General features: G+C 69.5%; 18 protein-coding genes. 12 read left to right on the top strand and 6 right to left on the bottom strand.

Translation table 11 applies throughout. The features are described 5' to 3' along the window. Positions 1-159: 159 nt before the first annotated feature. Together OHT77_RS43555 and OHT77_RS43550 are read right to left on the bottom strand one after the other, a co-directional pair. Positions 160-747: a TetR/AcrR family transcriptional regulator gene (locus tag OHT77_RS43555; RefSeq protein ID WP_328833908.1), complete on the bottom strand. Its 588-nt coding sequence runs from the start codon at positions 745-747 to the stop codon at positions 160-162. A 55-nt stretch (positions 748-802) separates the two neighbouring features. Next, positions 803-1,993, bottom strand: a complete 1,191-nt coding sequence (locus OHT77_RS43550; RefSeq protein ID WP_328833907.1) for an MFS transporter — start codon at positions 1,991-1,993, stop codon at positions 803-805. Positions 1,994-2,407: 414 nt separating this feature from the next. Between OHT77_RS43550 and OHT77_RS43545 the strand changes: the two genes are divergently transcribed. The 6 genes from OHT77_RS43545 to OHT77_RS43520 all read left to right on the top strand — a co-directional run bounded on the left by OHT77_RS43545 (position 2,408) and on the right by OHT77_RS43520 (position 5,053). After that, a complete protein-coding gene (locus OHT77_RS43545) occupies positions 2,408-2,686 on the top strand; it encodes a GlsB/YeaQ/YmgE family stress response membrane protein (RefSeq protein WP_266775388.1) in 279 nt (92 codons plus the stop codon). A 262-nt stretch (positions 2,687-2,948) separates the two neighbouring features. Next, positions 2,949-3,386 carry a phage holin family protein gene (locus OHT77_RS43540; protein WP_328833906.1) on the top strand — a complete coding sequence of 146 codons (438 nt, stop codon included), beginning with the start codon at positions 2,949-2,951 and terminating at the stop codon, positions 3,384-3,386. Next, the gene (locus OHT77_RS43535) at positions 3,383-3,811 is read left to right on the top strand and encodes a DUF3618 domain-containing protein (protein WP_328833905.1); all 429 of its coding nucleotides are present in this window, start codon (positions 3,383-3,385) and stop codon (positions 3,809-3,811) included. The genes OHT77_RS43540 and OHT77_RS43535 overlap by 4 nt, the downstream gene beginning before the upstream one ends. An 11-nt stretch (positions 3,812-3,822) precedes the next feature. Further along, complete coding sequence (locus OHT77_RS43530; RefSeq protein ID WP_328833904.1) at positions 3,823-4,089, top strand: DUF4235 domain-containing protein; 267 nt, start codon at positions 3,823-3,825, stop codon at positions 4,087-4,089. Positions 4,090-4,297: 208 nt separating this feature from the next. After that, entirely contained in the window at positions 4,298-4,729 is a 432-nt protein-coding gene (locus OHT77_RS43525) for a VOC family protein (protein ID WP_328833903.1), read from the top strand. Between the two features lie 135 nt (positions 4,730-4,864). Then, positions 4,865-5,053: a hypothetical protein gene (locus OHT77_RS43520; protein WP_328833902.1), complete on the top strand. Its 189-nt coding sequence runs from the start codon at positions 4,865-4,867 to the stop codon at positions 5,051-5,053. A 274-nt stretch (positions 5,054-5,327) separates the two neighbouring features. On the opposite strand, the gene OHT77_RS43515 is transcribed toward OHT77_RS43520, so the two are convergent. Beyond that, positions 5,328-6,464, bottom strand: a complete 1,137-nt coding sequence (locus tag OHT77_RS43515; RefSeq protein ID WP_328833901.1) for a Gfo/Idh/MocA family protein — start codon at positions 6,462-6,464, stop codon at positions 5,328-5,330. Between the two features lie 273 nt (positions 6,465-6,737). On the opposite strand from OHT77_RS43515, the gene OHT77_RS43510 reads away from it, so the two are divergent. Both OHT77_RS43510 and OHT77_RS43505 read left to right on the top strand, forming a co-directional pair. Then, positions 6,738-7,322: a dihydrofolate reductase family protein gene (locus tag OHT77_RS43510; protein WP_328833900.1), complete on the top strand. Its 585-nt coding sequence runs from the start codon at positions 6,738-6,740 to the stop codon at positions 7,320-7,322. After that, positions 7,319-7,732, top strand: a complete 414-nt coding sequence (locus OHT77_RS43505) for a VOC family protein (RefSeq protein WP_328833898.1) — start codon at positions 7,319-7,321, stop codon at positions 7,730-7,732. The genes OHT77_RS43510 and OHT77_RS43505 overlap by 4 nt, the downstream gene beginning before the upstream one ends. A gap of 113 nt (positions 7,733-7,845) precedes the next feature. Here OHT77_RS43505 and OHT77_RS43500 read toward each other — a convergent pair whose 3' ends face one another. Continuing rightward, positions 7,846-8,691, bottom strand: coding sequence for a helix-turn-helix domain-containing protein (locus OHT77_RS43500; RefSeq protein ID WP_405878860.1), 846 nt, complete (start codon positions 8,689-8,691; stop codon positions 7,846-7,848). A 111-nt stretch (positions 8,692-8,802) separates the two neighbouring features. Between OHT77_RS43500 and OHT77_RS43495 the strand changes: the two genes are divergently transcribed. Continuing rightward, positions 8,803-9,579, top strand: a complete 777-nt coding sequence (locus OHT77_RS43495; RefSeq protein WP_328833897.1) for an alpha/beta fold hydrolase — start codon at positions 8,803-8,805, stop codon at positions 9,577-9,579. 190 nt (positions 9,580-9,769) lie between these two features. After that, on the top strand, positions 9,770-12,115 hold the full coding sequence (locus OHT77_RS43490) for an alpha-L-fucosidase (protein WP_328833896.1): 2,346 nt from the start codon (positions 9,770-9,772) through the stop codon (positions 12,113-12,115). Positions 12,116-12,170: 55 nt separating this feature from the next. Here OHT77_RS43490 and OHT77_RS43485 read toward each other — a convergent pair whose 3' ends face one another. Next, positions 12,171-12,653 (bottom strand): GreA/GreB family elongation factor, encoded by a 483-nt coding sequence (locus OHT77_RS43485; protein WP_328833895.1) that lies wholly within the window; start codon positions 12,651-12,653, stop codon positions 12,171-12,173. Between the two features lie 131 nt (positions 12,654-12,784). After that, the gene (locus OHT77_RS43480) at positions 12,785-13,414 is read right to left on the bottom strand and encodes a DUF1345 domain-containing protein (protein WP_328833894.1); all 630 of its coding nucleotides are present in this window, start codon (positions 13,412-13,414) and stop codon (positions 12,785-12,787) included. Between the two features lie 371 nt (positions 13,415-13,785). Here OHT77_RS43480 and OHT77_RS43475 point away from each other — a divergent pair, with 371 nt between their 5' ends. After that, entirely contained in the window at positions 13,786-14,703 is a 918-nt protein-coding gene (locus OHT77_RS43475; RefSeq protein WP_328833893.1) for an NADP-dependent oxidoreductase, read from the top strand. Between the two features lie 581 nt (positions 14,704-15,284). Then, complete coding sequence (locus OHT77_RS43470) at positions 15,285-18,305, top strand: glycosyl hydrolase (RefSeq protein ID WP_328833892.1); 3,021 nt, start codon at positions 15,285-15,287, stop codon at positions 18,303-18,305. The last annotated feature ends 9 nt before the right edge of the window (positions 18,306-18,314 follow it).

The raw sequence follows: 18,314 nt of genomic DNA, 5'->3' as shown, positions 1-18,314 counted from the left end.
CGGGGGTAGACGTCGGCCCGACGCCCTGCGCCCCACCCTCCGCGGACCGAGCCCGGCCCGAGCCGAGTCAGCGACCCGGCGTGTCCACCCGGCCCGCTCCACCGACACCTCGCCAATGGCCCGGGCGCACCCCTGGTTCACGCCGAGCGGAGTACCCGCTCAGGCCGATGCCTCCGTCGCCGCCGTGATCAGGGCGCTCGCCGCCGCGCGGGTGGCCGCGGCCACCGTGGAGTCATGGTCCATCAGGGCGGAGATGCCGGCGCCGTCGTAGAGGATCTGGAGCTGGTGGCCCAGGGTGTCGGGGTCGGTGGCGCCGGCCTCGGTGGCGAGGCGGGTGAAGAGGGCGCGCATCCAGCCGCGGAAGGCGTCCGCCGCCTCCTCGACCAGCCCGCCGGGGTTGGCCTCGGCGCCGGCGCGGATGAAGGCGCAGCCGTGGAAGTCGGGCCGTTCGAACTGCCGGCCCTGGGACTCGAAGACCGCCAGCATCTGCTCGCGGGGCGTGTCGCCCTCCGCGACGGCCCGGGTGATCCGGTCGGCGGTGCCCTGGTGCCGAGCGTCGAGGTACGCCCGGACGAGCTGCTCCTTGCCGCCGAAGGTGTTGTACAGCGACGCCTTGGCCACGCCCGCGTGCTCGATGACCCGGTCGATCCCGACGGTCTGCACGCCCTCGGCGTAGAACAGCTCGTTCGCGGCGGCGAGCAGGCGCTCCCGTGCCGACGGCTTGGCGGTGCTCTGGACGCTCGCCATGACGGTCACTCCTTCAGACAGATCTGTCTACATTATGCCCCGGCCGGGGTCCCTCTCAGGTGTTGCCGTCCACTCGCCGGCCCTGCGGGATCCCCGCCCCGTCCCGGCCGCCACGCAGCAGCCCGAACAACGCGAACGCCGCGAGGACGATCACGGCGACGCCGTACTCCTGCGCGGTGTCGGTCAGTCCGCCCGCGTGGACGACGAGGAAGCCGGCGATCACGGCGGGCACCCCCATGCCGAGGTAGGAGACGACGAAGAGCAGGGACAGCACGCCGGAGCTCTCGTGCGGCCGGGCCAGCGGCATCACCGTACGGATGCCGCCCTGGAACCCGCTGCCGAAGCCGACGCCCGCGATGGCGGTGCCGACGAAGAAGCCGGTGGGTGAGGAGTCGCGAAGGGAGACGAGGGTCAGGGCCACCCCGGCGAGCAGCGCGAGGATGCCGGTGAGCATCACCGTCCGGGTCGCCGCCTTCCGCAGGACCAGCACCGAGACGGCAGCCACCCCCGCGAGCACGAACAGACTCAGCCCGCCCAGGACTTCGGACGTGGAACCGGTCAACTGCCGCACGAGGGACGGGCCGAGCGCCCCGTACAGCCCGGCCAGCGCCCAGACGGCGAACAGGACGGGCGCGGCCACCAGCATCGGGCGGCGTACGGCACGCGGCAGCTTGATCTCCGGCGCCAGGCTGGCCAGCGCCCCCGGCTTGCGGGTCACCGTCTCCGCCATCAGTGCGACGGCGACGGCCTGGAGGACGAAGACCGCGAGCAGCCCCAGGTAGACCAGATGCGTGGGGGCGGGCAGGAACTGGACCACGAGGCCGGAGACCAGCGCGCCGGTCGCCGTGCCGATGCCCGGGACGACCGCGTTGGTGATCGTGCCGCGTGGGCGGTCGATGTCCATCATCCCCGCCCCGATCGCGCCGAGCGCGGCGCCGGTCGACAGCCCCTGGACGATCCGGGCGACCATCAGCCCCGGCACGCCGTCGGCGGTGGCGAACACCAGCATCGAGGCGGCCTGCGCCGCCAGCGCGGCCAGCAGCACCGGCCGCCTGCCGACGTGGTCGGAGAGCTTGCCCATGGTGAGCAGCCCGAGCAGCACGGCCACCGCGTAGACGCCGAAGACCACGGTCGTGGTGATCGGGTCGAAGCCCCATTCGGCCTGGTAGGTCGCGTAGAGCGGGGTCGGCGCGCTGGAGGCCGCCAGGAAGGAGATGGTGATCCAGGCGAGAACGTACAACGCCACGTTCGGTGGCAGCCGCCGGCCCCGAGCGAATGGGGCAGCGGGGCCGGATCCGGATCCGGCGTCGACAGTCGCGGCATCCGACGCGCGCGCCGGTATGGACGCCTGGACGACCGAGAGTTTCGTCATGACCATTCCCGTCCCATGTATGAGTAGACCTGTCTGTCTAATCGCGATACAGACTAGACAGACAGGTCTACTCAGGTCAAGCGGGAGAGACAGGCGTTACGGTCCGGTGGCCTGCCCGGTGTCGGCCCGCGGCGCAGGCGCGATCACGGCTGCGGGGCGGCAGCAAGTTCGGGGCGCGGCGGCACGGCGACACCTAATCCTGACGGAACACGTTTGTTCGAGCTCGTTCGGCGCACACGAAGAGCTGACACAGCCTTTTGTTCGAAGAAGCGGAAGCGGAGACGCACCATGGGAATCATCGCGTGGATCATCATCGGCCTGCTCGCCGGAGCCATCGCCAAGCTGCTGATGCCGGGCAAGGACCCGGGCGGCATCATCGTCACCATGCTCATCGGCATCGTCGGCGGTCTGCTCGGCGGCTGGCTGGGCAAGGTGATCTTCGGCGTCGACTCCATCGACGGGTTCTTCGACCTCTCCACCTGGATCGCCGCGATCGTCGGATCCCTGATCCTGCTCATCCTCTACCGCTTGGTCACCGGCAACCGACGCTCGCACCGTCACGCCTGACCGATCGTCGGTACACACCCGCACCACCTGGACGGCTCCCCCTGGTTCACAGGACGGGAGCCGTCAGCATGTCCGGGGCTTCGGCGAAGAGCGGCCGGCGCGCGTCCGACATGACTCCGTGGGCCCGCGGAGCACAGCCCCTCGACCCCGGTCGACGGCATTCAAGCGCCGCCGCACGAACACGTGCAGCCGGACCCTGCCCCACGACGTCACTTTCGCCGATTCGGGGGTACTCGGTTCCCACCGCGAAGAAAGGCGAATCATGGACCAGGCAAGCCGGCATACGCCCGGCAGTACCCATGGGCGCGGCGGCAGCCCCGAAGAGCCGGTCGGCGAGCTGGTGCAGCGTGCCTCTCAGCAGCTGACGGACCTGATACGCGGCGAAATGCGGCTGGCGCAGGCGGAGATGACGGAGAAGGGCAAGCGCTACGGCAAGGGCGGCGGCCTGTTCGGCGGGGCGGGCCTGGTCGGCTTCCTCGCCCTGCAGGCGCTGGTCGCCGCCGGGATCGCCGCTCTGGCCGTGCCGTTGCCGGTGTGGGCCGCCGCCCTGATCGTGGCCGCCCTTCTCGGAGCGGCCGCCGCCGTGCTGGCCCTTACCGGGAAGAAGGAAGTCGCCCAAGCGGCTCCGCCAGCCCCTGAGCAGACCATCGACAGCGTGAAGGCCGATCTGGCCGAGATCAAGGAGAGTGTCAAACGATGACGCAACCGCCCCACGACGAACCCATCGCAGCCGACACGGACGACCTGCGCGAGCAGGTCGAGCAGACCCGGCACGAGCTGGGCGAGACCGTTCAGGCCTTGGCCGACAAGGCGGACGTCAAGGCTCGCGCGCAGGAGAAGGCCGCCGCGCTCAAGGAACAGACAACGGCGAAGACCGCGGAACTGACGGGTCAGGCCAAGGCGAAGGTCTCCGAAGCGTCGGAGGTGCTTCAGGACAAGGTGCCCGACGCGGTCAAGGACAAGACAGCCGTAGCCGTGGACCAGCTGAAGACCAAGGCGTCGCAGGCCGAGCAGGTGTGGCAGGACAACGCTCCTGAGCCCGTACGGAACAACCGCACCGTCCTGATAGCCGCGAGCGCGGCCCTGGTGGCCGTCTACGTGCTGCTCCGCCGCAAGAAGAGGTAGGAGGGCTCAGGATGAAATCCTCCAAGGTGGCCTACAAACCCGTCGGCCTGGTGCTCGGAGCGCTCAGCGGCCTGGCGGCCAGCGCGTTGTTCCGACAGGTCTGGAAGACGGTCGGTAACGACCAGGACGCGCCCGACGCCACCGACGAGGACCGCGGTTGGAGCGAGGTGCTGACGGCCGCCGTCCTGCAGGGCGCGATCTTCGCGGGAGTCAAGGCGGCCGTCGACCGAGGCGGCGCGGTGGCCACCCGCCGTCTGACCGGTACCTGGCCCGGCTGACCCACCGCTCTGCGTCCCGCCCACCTCGAACGGCTCGGCGCAGCGCTTCCCGTGCGGCCTGAACCGGTCGGTGCCGGAGAGGTCGAGCAGGCTGCCGTCATTACTGGCCTGCTCGACCCGCACCCCGACCGAGCGACGCCGGCGGGATCGGGAACCCTGTGCTTCAGTGGCGCACACCGCGACACGATCCACAGGTCTGGAGTCGGACATGAAGCCGAATCGCTCCATCCCCGCATCGACGGTGATCCCCGTTCTGATCTATCCCGATGTACGGGCGGCGGTTGCCTGGCTGGGCGCGGCCTTCGGGTTCGCCGAGCGGGTACGGATCGGCGAGGACCACCGCGCGCAGCTCGGGTTCGGCGACGGTGCCGTCATCGTCGGGGATACGGGAAATGATCGCCGCCCGCCGCGCCCCGGCGAGGTCACCCACTCGGTGATGGTGCGCGTGGAGAACGTCCGCGCACATTGCGACCAGGCCCGTAGGCACGGCGCCCGTATCGTCATGGAACCGACCGATTTCGAGTACGGCGAACGGCAGTACACCGCCGACGACCTCGCGGGCCACCGATGGACGTTCTCGGAGACGCTCGCGGATGTTGCCCCGGAGGACTGGGGCGGGACGTCGGTCACGCCCGTTTGACCCTGCCGTATGTCGGCATACCGGCGCCCTGCGGACGTGGAAGGGCGGCCCGGTAAAACTCTGGTGCCCGGCTGCATCCGTGAGAGGCCTTCCGCGCGAAGTTCGGACAGAACGCGCGACGGAGGAGCCATCCACATGCAGCACCCCACGGGACCAGGCAGACAGCCGACCGTCCCGCCGGTCATTGGCATCCCCTGGTGCGCCTGGCACCAGGCGTACAGCGCTACGGCCCGACTCGTGCAGGACGCGGAAGGTGCGGCGCACTTCGCCTGCAACTCCTGCCGTGAGGCGTACCACCTGGTCCCCGTCGCGGACCGGCCATGACACAAGCCCCCGAGCCGCCCCCGGTCGAACGGTTGAGCAAGGCGCAGTACGACGGGTGGGCGTGCTGTTGGTGCGGCAAGAGTCTGCTGCACGACTCCGGGGCGGTGTCCGCGGGGATCGCACGAGGCAACTCCGGGGTGCACGTCCTCGACGTCGAAGTGTTCGCCTGCGGGGCTGCCTGCCCGCAAGGGCCGCGTAGCCCCCGGTCCGGCAAGGCTTCCCAGGCGTGAGGTCGGGCTGATCGACCGTCATGCGCCCACCCGGTCGCACGGCTTCAGGATTCTCCCGGTACTCCCGCCTCGAAGTCAGGGCCGATGGCGTCGGCCCAGGGCTCCGTTTCGGTGACGACGGGTCGACCGAGCCGGGCCGACTCCTCGATCGCCAGGCCCAGCAGATGGTCCTGGAGCCCGTCCGCCAACGGGTACGGAGGCGGACCCTCGCCACGAACCCACATGGACATCCGCTCGACGATGGTCGCGGCGGCGATGTCCTCGTCGGACAGACGAGCGGGGCGGTAGGGATTGCGGTACATGGCACGGCCGTTCACCGCGATGCTGTCCAGGAAGAATCCCTCCAGGTTCATGTCGAGACCGGTCTGACGGCGCGTCACGACGGACTCCACGACGGTGCGCGGGTCCTCGAGGAAGACCACGCGATCGTCGACGATCTCGCCGCCCGTTCCCCGCACGGTGAGCCTCCTGTGCCGCAGGGGGTTCCACCACTGGTTCTCGGTGAAGTCGTACAGGCCCGTGCGGCCGCCTCCGAAGTCGAGGATCGCGAGTGTCGCCGTACGCGGGACGGGATCAGGGTTGTCCGAGAAGGCGCCCCCGAAGGCGATGGGTTCGACCAGGGACGTGCTGACGGAGTTGGCGATCACCGTCGTGGGCCCACGTCCCACGTCGAGCAGTCCGCGCATGATCGACACCGCGTGGTACAGGTGGTTCGAGGTCACCTGCACGCCGGTGGGCTCGCCGACCAGTCCTTCCTTGACCATCCGCAGCCGAGCTCGGTGCGCGGGCATGAACATGTTGTGTTCCGCCACCTGCACCAGGTCCCGTGCACCCACCCGGGACCACAGCGCTCGCATCATGGGGAGGTCCGGAGCGGGTGGGGTCTCCTCAAGGACGGCGACACCGAGTTCGACGATCTGCTGCGTGATCTCCGGCGCGGCCGGCCAGGGCACCGCGACGATCACGAAGTCGGGCTCGCCCTGCTTGGCCGCCTCTTCCACGGAGTCCACCGCGAGAGTTCCGAACCGGTGCGCCAGCTCCTCGCGTCTCGCGGCCGACCGCGAATGGACCCCGGTGACGGCGAACCGCCCGGGCAGCTCGGCGGCAACCCGCAGGAAGAACTCCGATCTCCAGCCGGTGCCCACGATCGCGAACTTCGCCGGTCGATCCGTCACGGCCATCTGCCCGCCTCCTGTTGGCCTGTTCCTCCACGGCCGGAAGGCCTTGAGGAGTGCTGAGGACCAGTGTCCGCCCGGTTCGGCTGTACGGGCGTGTCCGAAGGCTCCAAGGGGAGGCCGATCCTGACCTCACCAACGGGCCGGGTGGCGAGGGCGTCTGCCTGGCGCGCCGATGAGTTTGCAGGTTGCCTGAAGTCCTCCCTATGACAAGGCCGCCCCGTCGGCGGCCCGGGAGACGCCGGATCCCGTTGTCATGGAGGAGAGAGTGAGGCCAGGATGAACAGTCCGATTCGGCTCTACATGTCGATGTCGCTCGACGGCTTTATCGCCGGGCCGGACGATCGGCCAGGTCAGGAGCTCGGACGCGACGGTGGACGGCTCTTCAACTGGCTGGACGACCGGAAGTCCGACGGTCCGAGCGGACAGGTCTACCGCGAAGCGCTGGCGACCGGCGCGGTGATCTCGGGCAGGCGGACCTTCGAACTCGCCGATCGCTGGCAGGGCGACCATCACGACGGCGTGCCGGTACTCGTCCTCACCCACCACGTGGATGACGGGGACGTACCCCCCGGCCACGCGCGCTTCGTCACCGACGTCGAGGAGTGCGCCCGTCAGGCTCGCGCCGCCGCCGGGGACCGGCCGGTCATGGTCCATGGGGCGGGGGCGGCCCAAGCGCTGCTCCGGGCCGGGCAGTTGGACGAGATGGAGATCCACCTGGTGCAGGTCCTCCTCGGGGAGGGGCGACGGCTGTTCGACCATCTCGGTGGTGATCACATCGAACTCGACCTCGTCCGACGGCTCGACGACCGGGACGTCACCCACCTCCGCTACCAGGTGCGCCGACCCGGGGAGGCCGCGTGAAGACGCTCTTCGTCTCCTACCGCGTCACCGACCTGGACCGCTCGCTCGGCTTCTACACCGCCCTGGGCTACGGCGAACTGGGGAGAGTCGAGATCGGCGACGGGGCTCGTCTTGTGATCCTCGCCTTCCCCGGCGAGCCGGCGGCCTCGCTCGAACTGGTCCACTGTCCCGCCGACGGGCGCGTCGACGTGGGCACCGGTTTCGACCACCTCGCGATCCAGGTGGACACGCTCACCGACACCCTCAAGTCACTGACCGAAGCCGGCCTGGAGCCGGGGCCCCTCCAGTTCCCGGGCGGCCCGGACGGTCCGAAGACGTCGTGGCTCACGGACCCGGACGGCTACCGGATCGAGCTGGTGGAGTGGCCGTCCGGACATTCCGACAGCATCACCGCAGCGGACTTCTCCTGAGGCGGTCACGGTGAGCGGAGTGACGACGCTCCCTTCAGCGCGGCCGCGGCGCACCACGCCATTCCCAACCCCAGCCCCACCCAAGGGACTTGAGCACTGCCTCCGTGTGCCCTTCACGGGTGCGCCTGCCCACGCGTGACGGCCGGCGCCGCCTGCCACGCGCCCGGCGGCATCCCTGTCGCCTTGCGGAAGAACACCGAGAAGTTGGACGCGTCGGGGAACCCCAGCACGTTGGCGCAGCGGGCCGCGGTGAGGCGGTCGTGGGCGAGGAGCCGTTCGGCTTCCAGGACGATCCGGTCGACGATGTATCCCTTCGCCGTACGGCCGCTGACCTGCTGCACGGCTCGCGAGAGGGTGCGGGGCGCGTATCCCAGAGCGCGGGCGTAGTAGCCGACGTCGTGATGTTCCCGGAAGTGCGCTTCGACGCTGGTCCGGAACACCCGGAACACGGGATGTGAGAACCGTGCTTCGGCGTGCGGCGGCCGAAGCCGGGCGACGAGTGCCGACAACAGGATGTCCGGCAGCTCCGTCGAGAGGTCCCCGGTTGGGGCCGACGCCTCGAGGAAGAGATGGTTGCGTGCGGCGTCGACGTACGGCCAGTCGGCGTCGGGAATGCTCCAGTGCGCGGCCAGGTCCGGGGACGCCACGAGGTCCCGGGTGGCGTGGGTGACCGGCGCGGTCGGCACGAACAGCACGAGGTGTCCCGCGACGCCGGTGATGTCGTCCCACTGGTGGACCGCGCCGGGAGGGATCCACACCGCGGAGCGCTCCTTGAGCGGGTGCCGGAGGAAGTCCACCGTGAGGGAGCCGTGCCCGGCGTCGACGACGGCGAGGACATGGAAGTCGGCACGCTGCGTACCGCCGTCGTTCAACTCACGGAGGCGGTCGAACGTCATCGTCTCGACCGTGGCCGCGCGGCGCTCCGCGGGCTGGTAGCTCATCTGCCGGATCACGGTCACGTGTCCATTTTCCACCATCGGCCGACCAGTCACGCCGATGTCCTGCCTGGGCGAGCGGGCTTCAATGACTGCACAGGGAAATCGCCCTGGACAGTCACCGGGAGAACCACGATGAACACGACACAGCCGATGCCGCTGCCCGTTTACGACCATCGGCCGGGGACCGAACCGACCCTGGTGTTCCTGCACTACTGGGGTGGTTCGGCCCGCACCTGGGACCTCGTCGTCGACCGCCTCCCGGGCCGTGCCGTGCTCACCGTCGACTTCCGCGGATGGAGCCGCTCCAACGGTCTGCCCGGCCCCTGCACGCTGGGCCAGCTCGCCGACGACACGCTCGCCGTGATCGCCGACGCGGGCGTCACCGACCACGTCCTCGTCGGGCACTCGATGGGGGGCAAGGTCGCACAACTGGTCGCGGCGACCCGGCCCGCCGGCCTGCGCGGCATCGTCCTCGTCGGCTCCGGGCCGGCGAAGCCCTCCGCTCAGATCACACCCGAGTACCAGGAAGCCCTGTCCCACGCCTACGACTCCGACGAGTCCGTGGCCGGGGCACGCGACCACATCCTCACCGCGACCCGACTGCCCGCGTCGCTCAAGGCACGGGTCGCCGTCGACTCGCGAGCCGGGGCCGACGCCGGCCGCACCGAGTGGCCGCTGCACGGCATCGCGGAGGACATCACCAAGCACACCAGCATGATCAACGTCCCCGCCCTCGTCATCGCCGGGGAGAACGACCAGGTCGAGCCGGCCGACGTGCTCCGCGCCGACCTTCTGCCCTACCTGTCCCAGGCGGAGTTCACGGTGATCCCGTCCACCGGTCACCTGATCCCGCTGGAGGCGCCGGAGGACCTCGCCGACGCCATCACGGCCTTCGCACCAGCGGCCTGACCCTCCGCGCGGCCTGGCAACGGTCATCCTCCGCGTCACCAGCCGAACGCCTCCACCACGAGCCGGACGCCCCTGCCGAGCCGCCTACCCTGACATCCCATGTATTTCCCAACTCCCTTCTCCGATCGCACCATTGACAGCGGTTGCACCTCCCCTCAATCATCAGACATCCGATGAATGGGAGCCGCTCATGGGTACGTATCCGAGACGTCAAGTCCTGGGCACCGCGGCCGGAGTCGCCGTAGCAGCAGCCCTTCCCCTCCCCTCGGCCACCGCCGCGCACGCCGAACCCCTCACCGAACACACCGGGCCGTGGGCTCCCGTCCCCGACCCCGTCCCTGTCCCCCTCGACTCCCTCTACGACAACGACGGCATCGACACCACCTCCGCACGCGGCGGTGACTTCGACGGCTCGGGTTACACCTTCCCGGGCGAGGAACTCCCCGCCGGCCGGGTCGAAGTCGACGGCACACCCTTCGTCTTCCCGGCCTCGGGCACCGGCGCGAAGAACAACGTCGTCGCACTCGGACAACGCGTCGAACTGCCCACAGGCCGCTACTTCTCGGCCCTCTTCCTCACCGCGGGCAGCTACGGCAACGCCACAGGCCAAGCCACGGTCCATTACGCGGACGGCTCGACCACGACCGCCACCCTCGGCGGAGCCGACTGGTACGCCACGGGCGGATCCCTGTCGGCGCCCTACCGCTACGCCCCGGACGGCTCCAAGGACGAACACCGGGTAGGGATCGGCACATCCGAGCTGTGGCTCGACCCGCAGCGCGACGCCGTGGCGATCACCCTGCCGGTGACCAGCCCGGCCCAGGCCAATAAGGCGTCGCTGCATGTGTTCGCGCTGTCCCTGCAACCCGCCGCCCAGGGACGCGCGTTGGCCCTGCGCGAGGCGCGGTCGACGAACTCGCTTCTGGAAGCGTCCGGCGCCCAGAGCATCGAAGCCACCGTCGTCAACGCGGGCACGGTCGCCGTCCTGGCGGCGGACGGCGTGACGGTACACGTCGAGGTTCCGGGGGCACGCACCGTCGAGGCCGCCCGGGTCCGCCGACTGGACCCCGGCGAACAGGCCCGGGTCCGGATGGGCATCCGCAACCGTGCGGGCACCGCGCCGGGCACGCCCCAGGACGGCTCGGTGACCGTCACCGGCCGCGGCACCCAAGTCACCTCGCGGACAAGCCGGTTGACCCTCGGCGTCGCGAACTACCAGCCCACCGAAACCTCCTTGACGGGCCATCAGGCTCCGTACTGGTTCCAGGAGGCCAAGTTCGGGATCTTCATCCACTGGGGCGTCTACTCGGTGCCCGCCTGGGCGCCGGTCGGCAAGCAGTACGCCGAGTGGTACTGGGATCAGATGCAGGACCCGAACAACCCGACGTACGCCCACCACCGGGACACCTACGGCGAGGACTTCGCGTACGACGACTTCATTCCGCGGTTCACCGCAGAGAAGTTCGATCCACGGGCCTGGGTGGAACTGTTCCGGGACGCGGGCGCCCAATACCACGTGCTCACCTCGAAGCACCACGAGGGCTTCGCGCTGTGGGACACCAAGGTCTCCGACCGCAACGCCGTGAAGATGGGCCCCAGGAGGGACCTGGTCAAGGAACTCTTCGAGGCGTCACGCCGCCACACGCCCGAACTCCACCGCGGGCTCTACTTCTCGATGCCGGAGTGGTTCAACCCGGACAGCCCGTGGATGGGCCACGCCCCGCGCAATCCGTACACCCTCCAGCCGGTGCCGTACACCGGATACACCGCGGGCAAGGACTATGTGACGGAGTATCAGGCCGCGCAGATGCTGGAACTGATCCACGGCTACGACCCCGAGCTCATCTGGTGCGACATCGGCGGCGCCAACGACAGCCTCCATGTGCTGGCGGAGTACTTCAACCATGCCAAGAACCGTCGCCGCCCGATCGACGTGACCGTCAACGACCGTTCAGGGATCGCCTTCCACGACTTCACCACGCCCGAGTACACGACGTACGACAACACCGTCGTCGCCAAGTGGGAGTCCAGCCGCGGCCTCGACCCGTTCAGTTACGGCTACAACCAGGCGACCCCGGACGACGGTTACATGACGGCCGAGGAAGTCGTGCACAACCTCGTCGACATCGTGTCGAAGAACGGCAACTTCCTTCTCGACATCGGCCCGCGGGCCGACGGCACGATCCCCGAGATCATGCAGACCCGACTCCGCGAGACGGGCCACTGGCTGCGCACCAACGGAGAGGCGATCTACGACACCACGTACTGGTCCCGGATGGCCGAACTGGGCGAGGACCTGCGCTTCACCGTCCGCCCGGACGAGGCCTTCTACATCCACTCCCTGACCAGGCCGAGCGCCAAACTCACCGTCGAAGCGCCGATCCCCATCCGCAGCGGCGACAAGGTGACGATGCTCGGCCACGGCCGCCCCCTGACCTGGACCCTCAGCAACGGGGCGCTGGTGATCGACGTCCCCGAAGCGGCACGCAAGGCGGGGCAGCATGCGTGGGTGTTCAAGGTGCACTGGCGCGTCTGAGACCCGACGGCGCCCCTGAGCATTACCGCTGGCCGCGGCGGCGAGGAACGCACCCTCAGCCGCTGCGGTCGGGCGACTCCCCCACGGACACCACCACCGCTGCGGCCTGCCCCTCGGGGGCGTCGTAGCTGACCGTGTCCCCGGCACCGCGGCCGAGGAGGGCGCGTCCAAGGGGGCTGTCGGCCGTGACCAGCATCTGGTCGCTCGCTGCGGCCGTCTCACCGATGTGGACGGTCTCCACCGAGCCATCGGAGAACCGCACGGTGACGGTACTGCCCACCCCGACCATGGTCGTGGAAGGCGGGCCTGCCACGTCCGCCTCGCTCAGCCGTGTGGTGACCTCGGAGATGCGGTCGTCGAGGCGCCTGACCTCGTCCGCACGTTGCAGCTCATCGGCTTCGTCGGCTCTGTCGCCGACCACCGAGTCGGAGTCCCGCAGTGTCGCCGCGACCGTCCCGCGTTCGGTGTGGAGGTCGGCTAGCTCTTGCTGAAGGGCGTGACGGGCGGCATCGCTGATCGGTGCTGGTTCGCTTGGCATGCCTGCTCCTCGGAGACGCAGGAAGGCGGAGGCAGAAAACAAACTTTTCATACCGTATCAGCACTTTTGCGACGGCGAATCGCGTCGCGGCGGCGGACTACAGGCCACCAGGCATCCGGTGCTCGGTACCGTCAACCACTCACGATGCCCACCACGAGGTTGATGGCCGTGGCGAGAATGCTCGTGCCGAAGAGGTAGGACATCAGCGAGTGCCGCAGCACGATCGACCGGATCGTGGAACTCGAGACATCCGTGTCGGACACCTGATAGGTCATTCCGAGGTTGTAGCTGAAGTAGAAGAAATCCCGGTACGCCGGCGGATCGTCCGAATTGAAGTCGATGCCGTTCCCGGACTCGTAGTACACGTAGGCATATCGGGTGGCGTACATCAGGTGCAGGGCGGCCCAGGCCGTGAAGACCCCGCACAGGGCGGTCGCGGCGTGGCCGGTGTCGGACTCGCCGCCGTGCAGGAGGAGCAGCACGATCGCGACCAGTCCGCACAGCGCCACCAGGACCACCACGAGTTCCTCGGTGACGGGCCGGAAGTCCTCGCGTCGCGCGTTGCGGTGAGTGGCGTCGGCATCCATCGGCCACAGCACCGCCCAGCCCGACACCACGAAGAACAGTTCCATCGCGGCGATTCCGGCCAGCACACCCAGCGCCGCGTCGGTCGCCGGTCCGACGGCCACGCCGACCGCGGCCCCGAGGACCAACGCGCAGGCAAGACGTGGCACGGCGGCCAAGGGCAACCAGGTCCTCATGCGCTATCACCGCAATCTCGTCGTCGCCTCGAACAGGGAGTAGGTACCCCACCTGTCGACCCGGCATCGCCGCGCTCTTCCAAAGCCCCGGAACGGCCGACGAGGTTCACTCGCCCACCCACCACAGACGCTCTCCGCCACGGGCGCCCTGCTGTTCGCCACGGGTGGCATCGGCGCACGTAGCCGGATCGACACGCAGGGCGAATACCGGAGTGGCCCAAGGATTTGCCCTGGAAATGGACCACACCCCTGGGCTACTCCGCGCCTAAAGTCGGAGACATGAGGACGGGCGGACAGCCAAGCCGACTTTCCGCCCCCTGCGGAATTCCCACCAAAATCCACAGAGTCAAAGAACCGAGGAAACGAGTCCCATGAAAGCGATCGTGGTGACAGACCAGGCTGCGGGAACAGCCGGGATGACGCTGGCCGAGCGGCCCGAGCCGCAGCCGGCCATCAACGACGTCGTCGTTCGGATTCACGCGTCGGGATTCGTCCCGACCGAGTTGGAGTGGCCCTCGACCTGGACCGACCGCGCCGGCCGTGACAGGACCCCGTCGATCCCCGGCCACGAGCTGGCCGGAGTGGTCAGCGCGCTCGGCTACGGCACGACGGGGCTGTCGGTCGGGCAGCGGGTGTTCGGCCTCGCCGACTGGCATCGTGACGGCACCCTGGCGGAGTACGTGGCGATCGAGGCACGCAACCTCGCACCGCTCCCCGGGGACGTCGACTTCACGGCAGGCGCGTCCCTGCCCATCTCAGGTCTGACCGCGTGGCAGGGGCTGTTCCAGCACGGCCGCCTTCAGGCCGGCCAGACCGTCCTCGCCCATGGCGCGGCCGGGGCCGTCGGGACGATGGTGACCCAGCTCGCACGCGAGGCCGGCGCCTATGTCATCGGCACCGGGCGTGCCGCCGACCGTCAGAAGGCACTCGACTTCGGCGCGCACGAGTTCATCGACCTCGAGAACGACGCGCTGGAAGACGTCGGCAGCGTCGATCTGGTCTTCGATGTCATCGGTGGCGACATTCAGAAGCGGTCCGCCGCCCTGATCAAGGCTGGAGGAACCCTGGTGTCCGTCGTCGGCCCAGTCGAGGCGCGGCCTGCCGACGGCCTGACGGTGGACTTCGTCGTCGAGGTCGACCGTGCCGAACTGGGCGAGATCGTGCGGCGGGTCCGGGACGGACGACTGCGGACGAACATCGACGACATCTCGTCCCTCGACGACGCCGTCGCCGCACTCAATCCGACCGAGCGACGCAAGGGAAAGACGATCATCCGCGTGCGTCCGTGAGGGACGGGGAAGCACCGGCGGCAGGTGAGCAAAGGTCGGAGCAGTGATCGAGAGTGCCGGACCGCCCGTTCTACGGGCGGCCGGGCCACGGCAAGATGGTCGGCGGTCCTGGCAACGCGTACCGCTGTCGCCGTGACGTGTCCGTCGTCGCCGCGCAGCTCACTGTGCAGGGAGTGAACCAGCCGCGCCTTCTCGTCCGGTTCAGGGGGCGACAGCGTCGCGGGCACCGCGGCGCGCCGACCGAGCCCCGAGGTCAAGTCCCCGTACGTCAACGGCTTTTGGAGCCGGCGGAACATCACGGGCCCCCGGCGATCACACGTCCATCACCGAGGTCGCCGACACCACTCCCCCCGCCCGATTCAACAGACCCCGGCCCGACGCACGCCCCTCCAGGCCGACCCGGGTCCGGGCCAGCACCCCGCCCCGAGGCACACCGCTTCACCGACACACCCCACTTCTCACTTCCCTGAATCGTTGTCATCCCTCTTGACCTCACTTCAGAGAGCGAATTACGGTTCCCGCATTCGCAGTAAATGAAACGATTCAACACCCGCTCACCCGTGACAAGTTGGGGCTGAACCATGCACGAAACCCACCCGCAGCGTGCCGGTGCGACCCGCCGGTCCGTCATGGCCGCCGCCCTGACGACGGGCGTCCTCGCGACACTCGGTCCGACGGCGAGCGCCGCCACATCCTCCGGGGCCACTCGCCCCAACACGGCCGCGCCCACGGCGAGTTGGTTCGCCCGACCGGCCACGTCGGTCCGGCCCAGGTTCCGTTGGTGGTGGCCGGACGGGCTGGTGGACCCGGTGGAGATCGCGCGAGAGGTCGACCAGATGGCCGACGCGGGTTTCGGCGGCGCCGAGATCGCGGCAGTGCACCACAGCATCACCGACACCTCCGTACTGGACACCGCCCGCCACGGATGGGGCAGCCCGGCCTGGCGCGCCGGTGTGACGGCCGCATTGCGCCAGGCCGCCCGACGCGGACTGACCATCGACCTCACCCTGGGCCCGAGTTGGCCCGTCGCCGTGCCCGGAGTGACCCCGGACGACGACGCCGCGGTGAAGGAACTCGCTTACGGCAAGGCCACGTTGACCGCCGGTGCGGCCTACGACGGCCCGGTGCCGGCCTCCGTCTACGCGGCAGCCTCGGGTGTCACACAGCAGAAGCTCGTCGCCGTGCAGGCCGCCCGCGTCAACACCGCCTACTCCAGCGGCAAGGCGACCGGACTGGACGCCGAGAGCGTCACCGACCTCACCGGCCAGGTGTCGGACGGCCGTCTGAGCTGGACGCCGCCCGACTCGGCGACCTGGGTGATCCTGTCGTACTGGCAACGGGGTTCGGGCCAGCAGCCCGAGGCAGGGCCGCACTCCTCCCCCGCCGCGTACGTCGTCGACCACTTCAGCGTGGCGGGGACCGCGGCCGTCACCCGCTACTGGGACTCCACGATCCTGGACTCCACGCTCCGTCAACTCCTGAGATCGGCGGGCGGCACCTTCTTCGAGGACTCCGTCGAGCTGGAGACCAAGGGGCTGCAGTGGACGCCCGGCCTGCCCGCGGCCTTCCGCGAGCACACGGGACGGGACCTGCTGCCGTATCTGCCAGCCGTGGTCCTCGACAACGGCAACCAGATCTTCGCCTTCGAGGCGCGGCTCACCCAGGAGATCCGGCACGACTTCTGGGAGACCGTCTCCGGACTCTTCAACAAGCACCACCTCGGCGCGCTCACGTCCTGGGCGCACGGACACGGCATGCAGATGCGTTCCCAGCCGTACGGCCTCCAGACCGACGCGATCGCCTCGGCGGCCGTGCTCGACATCCCCGAGGGCGAATCGCTCGGCTTCAAGAACCTCGACGACTACCGCTGCCTGGCCGGCGGACGGGACATGGCCGGTCACCGCATCCTGTCCTGCGAGGCGGGCGCGTACGCGGGCGGCGCCTACAACACCACCTGGGACAAGTTCCTGCGCACCATGGGCGGCGCGTACGCGGCGGGCGTCAACCAGACCGTGATCCACGGCTTCTCCTACGCCACCGCACCAGGCGTCAGCTGGCCCGGCTTCGCCGCGTTCAGCCCGTACAGCGGGGCCCCGGGATACGGCGAGTCGTGGGGGCCCCGGCAGCCGACCTGGCGCCATGTGCCCGACATCGCCGCCTACCTCGGCCGCGTCCACGAGGTACTCCAGTCGGGCACCGCCCGCGCGGACATCGCCGTCTTCCGGCAGACCGGCTACACGGCCACCGGCATCGGCGCGTCCTGGCTGACCTCGACGGGCGTCCCGCTCGGCTGGACCCACCAGTTCCTGAGCGGTCCCCTGCTCGACCTGCCCACCGCCAAGGTCTCCGGCAGACGCCTCGCACCCGACGGGCCCGCCTACAAGGCCCTGTTCCTCGAAGGCGACTTCTTCTACGGCTCCACCCCCACGCTCGCCGTCGCGGACGCCCGCAGACTCCTGAAGTTCGCGCGTGCGGGCCTGCCCACCGTGCTCCTCGGCGCCTTCGACCAGGCCCTCACCCCAGGCCTCCCCGACACCGGGGAGCAGGCCGAACTGCGTTCTCTGACCGCCCAGTTGCTCGCTCTGTCGAACGTGCGTCAGATCACCGACAAGACCCTGGTCGGCGCGGCGTTCGCGGAACTCGGCGTGACCTCCGACGCCGTCTACTCCGTGTCGTCGACCCTGCTGAACGCCCACCGGGTCACCGACGACGCCGACTTCTACTACCTGTGCAACGGCAAGCACGCCGAGACGGTCAAGCCCGCCGTGGCCCTCATCGACCACGACGTCACGCTGCGCGCGACCCGCCGGAAGGGGTCCGGCGCGGTCCCGTATCTGCTGGATCCCTGGAGCGGGCAGGTCACCCGGCTCGCCCAGTACACGCAGGACGGCGACGCGTTCACCTTCCGGGTGACGCTCCAGCCGGGCGAGACCCTTGTCGTCGCGCTGGGTGCCCCGGGATTGTTCGGGGACCGCTCCGGGAACCGTCCGCACGCGGTCGCGACCGACGCGGACAGCGCGCTCTTCGCGGACGGATCACTGGCCGTACGCGCCTTCACGTCCGGTGTCCGCACCACCACCCTGTCGACGGGCCGCAAGGTCACCACGGCGATCCCCGAAGTGCCGGCAGCCGTCCCCCTCGACCGGTGGACGCTCACGGTCGACGACTGGCAGCCCGGCGGCACCGCGACCACCACCACGATCGTCAAGCACAGCCTCGTCCTCGACGCCCTGCTCCCCTGGTCGCAGATCCCCGAACTGGCCGACGTGGGCGGCATCGGCCGCTACCGAACGACGGTCACCCTGCCGAAGACCTGGACCTCGGACACGGGGGCCCTGCTCCGCCTGGGCAGCGTCGGCGACACGTGCCGGGTCACCGTCAACGGAACTCACCTCACCCCCGTCGACAGGATCAACCCGGTGGTGGACCTCGGCGGCCATCTCCGCCACGGCACCAACACCATCGAGGTCGAGGTCGCCACACCGTTGTTCAACCGGCTCCGGATCAGCAACCCGACGGTGTTCGGCACATCGGCGAGACAGTCCTACGGCCTGGTCGGACCGGTCCAGCTCACGCCGTACGTACAGCGAAAGGTGGGCTGATCTCCGCGC

The organism is Streptomyces sp. NBC_00252, from assembly GCF_036187565.1.
Lineage (GTDB): Bacteria > Actinomycetota > Actinomycetes > Streptomycetales > Streptomycetaceae > Streptomyces.
The sequence above is the reverse complement of the archived record's forward strand: the minus strand, read 5'-3'. Positions and strand labels throughout refer to the sequence as shown.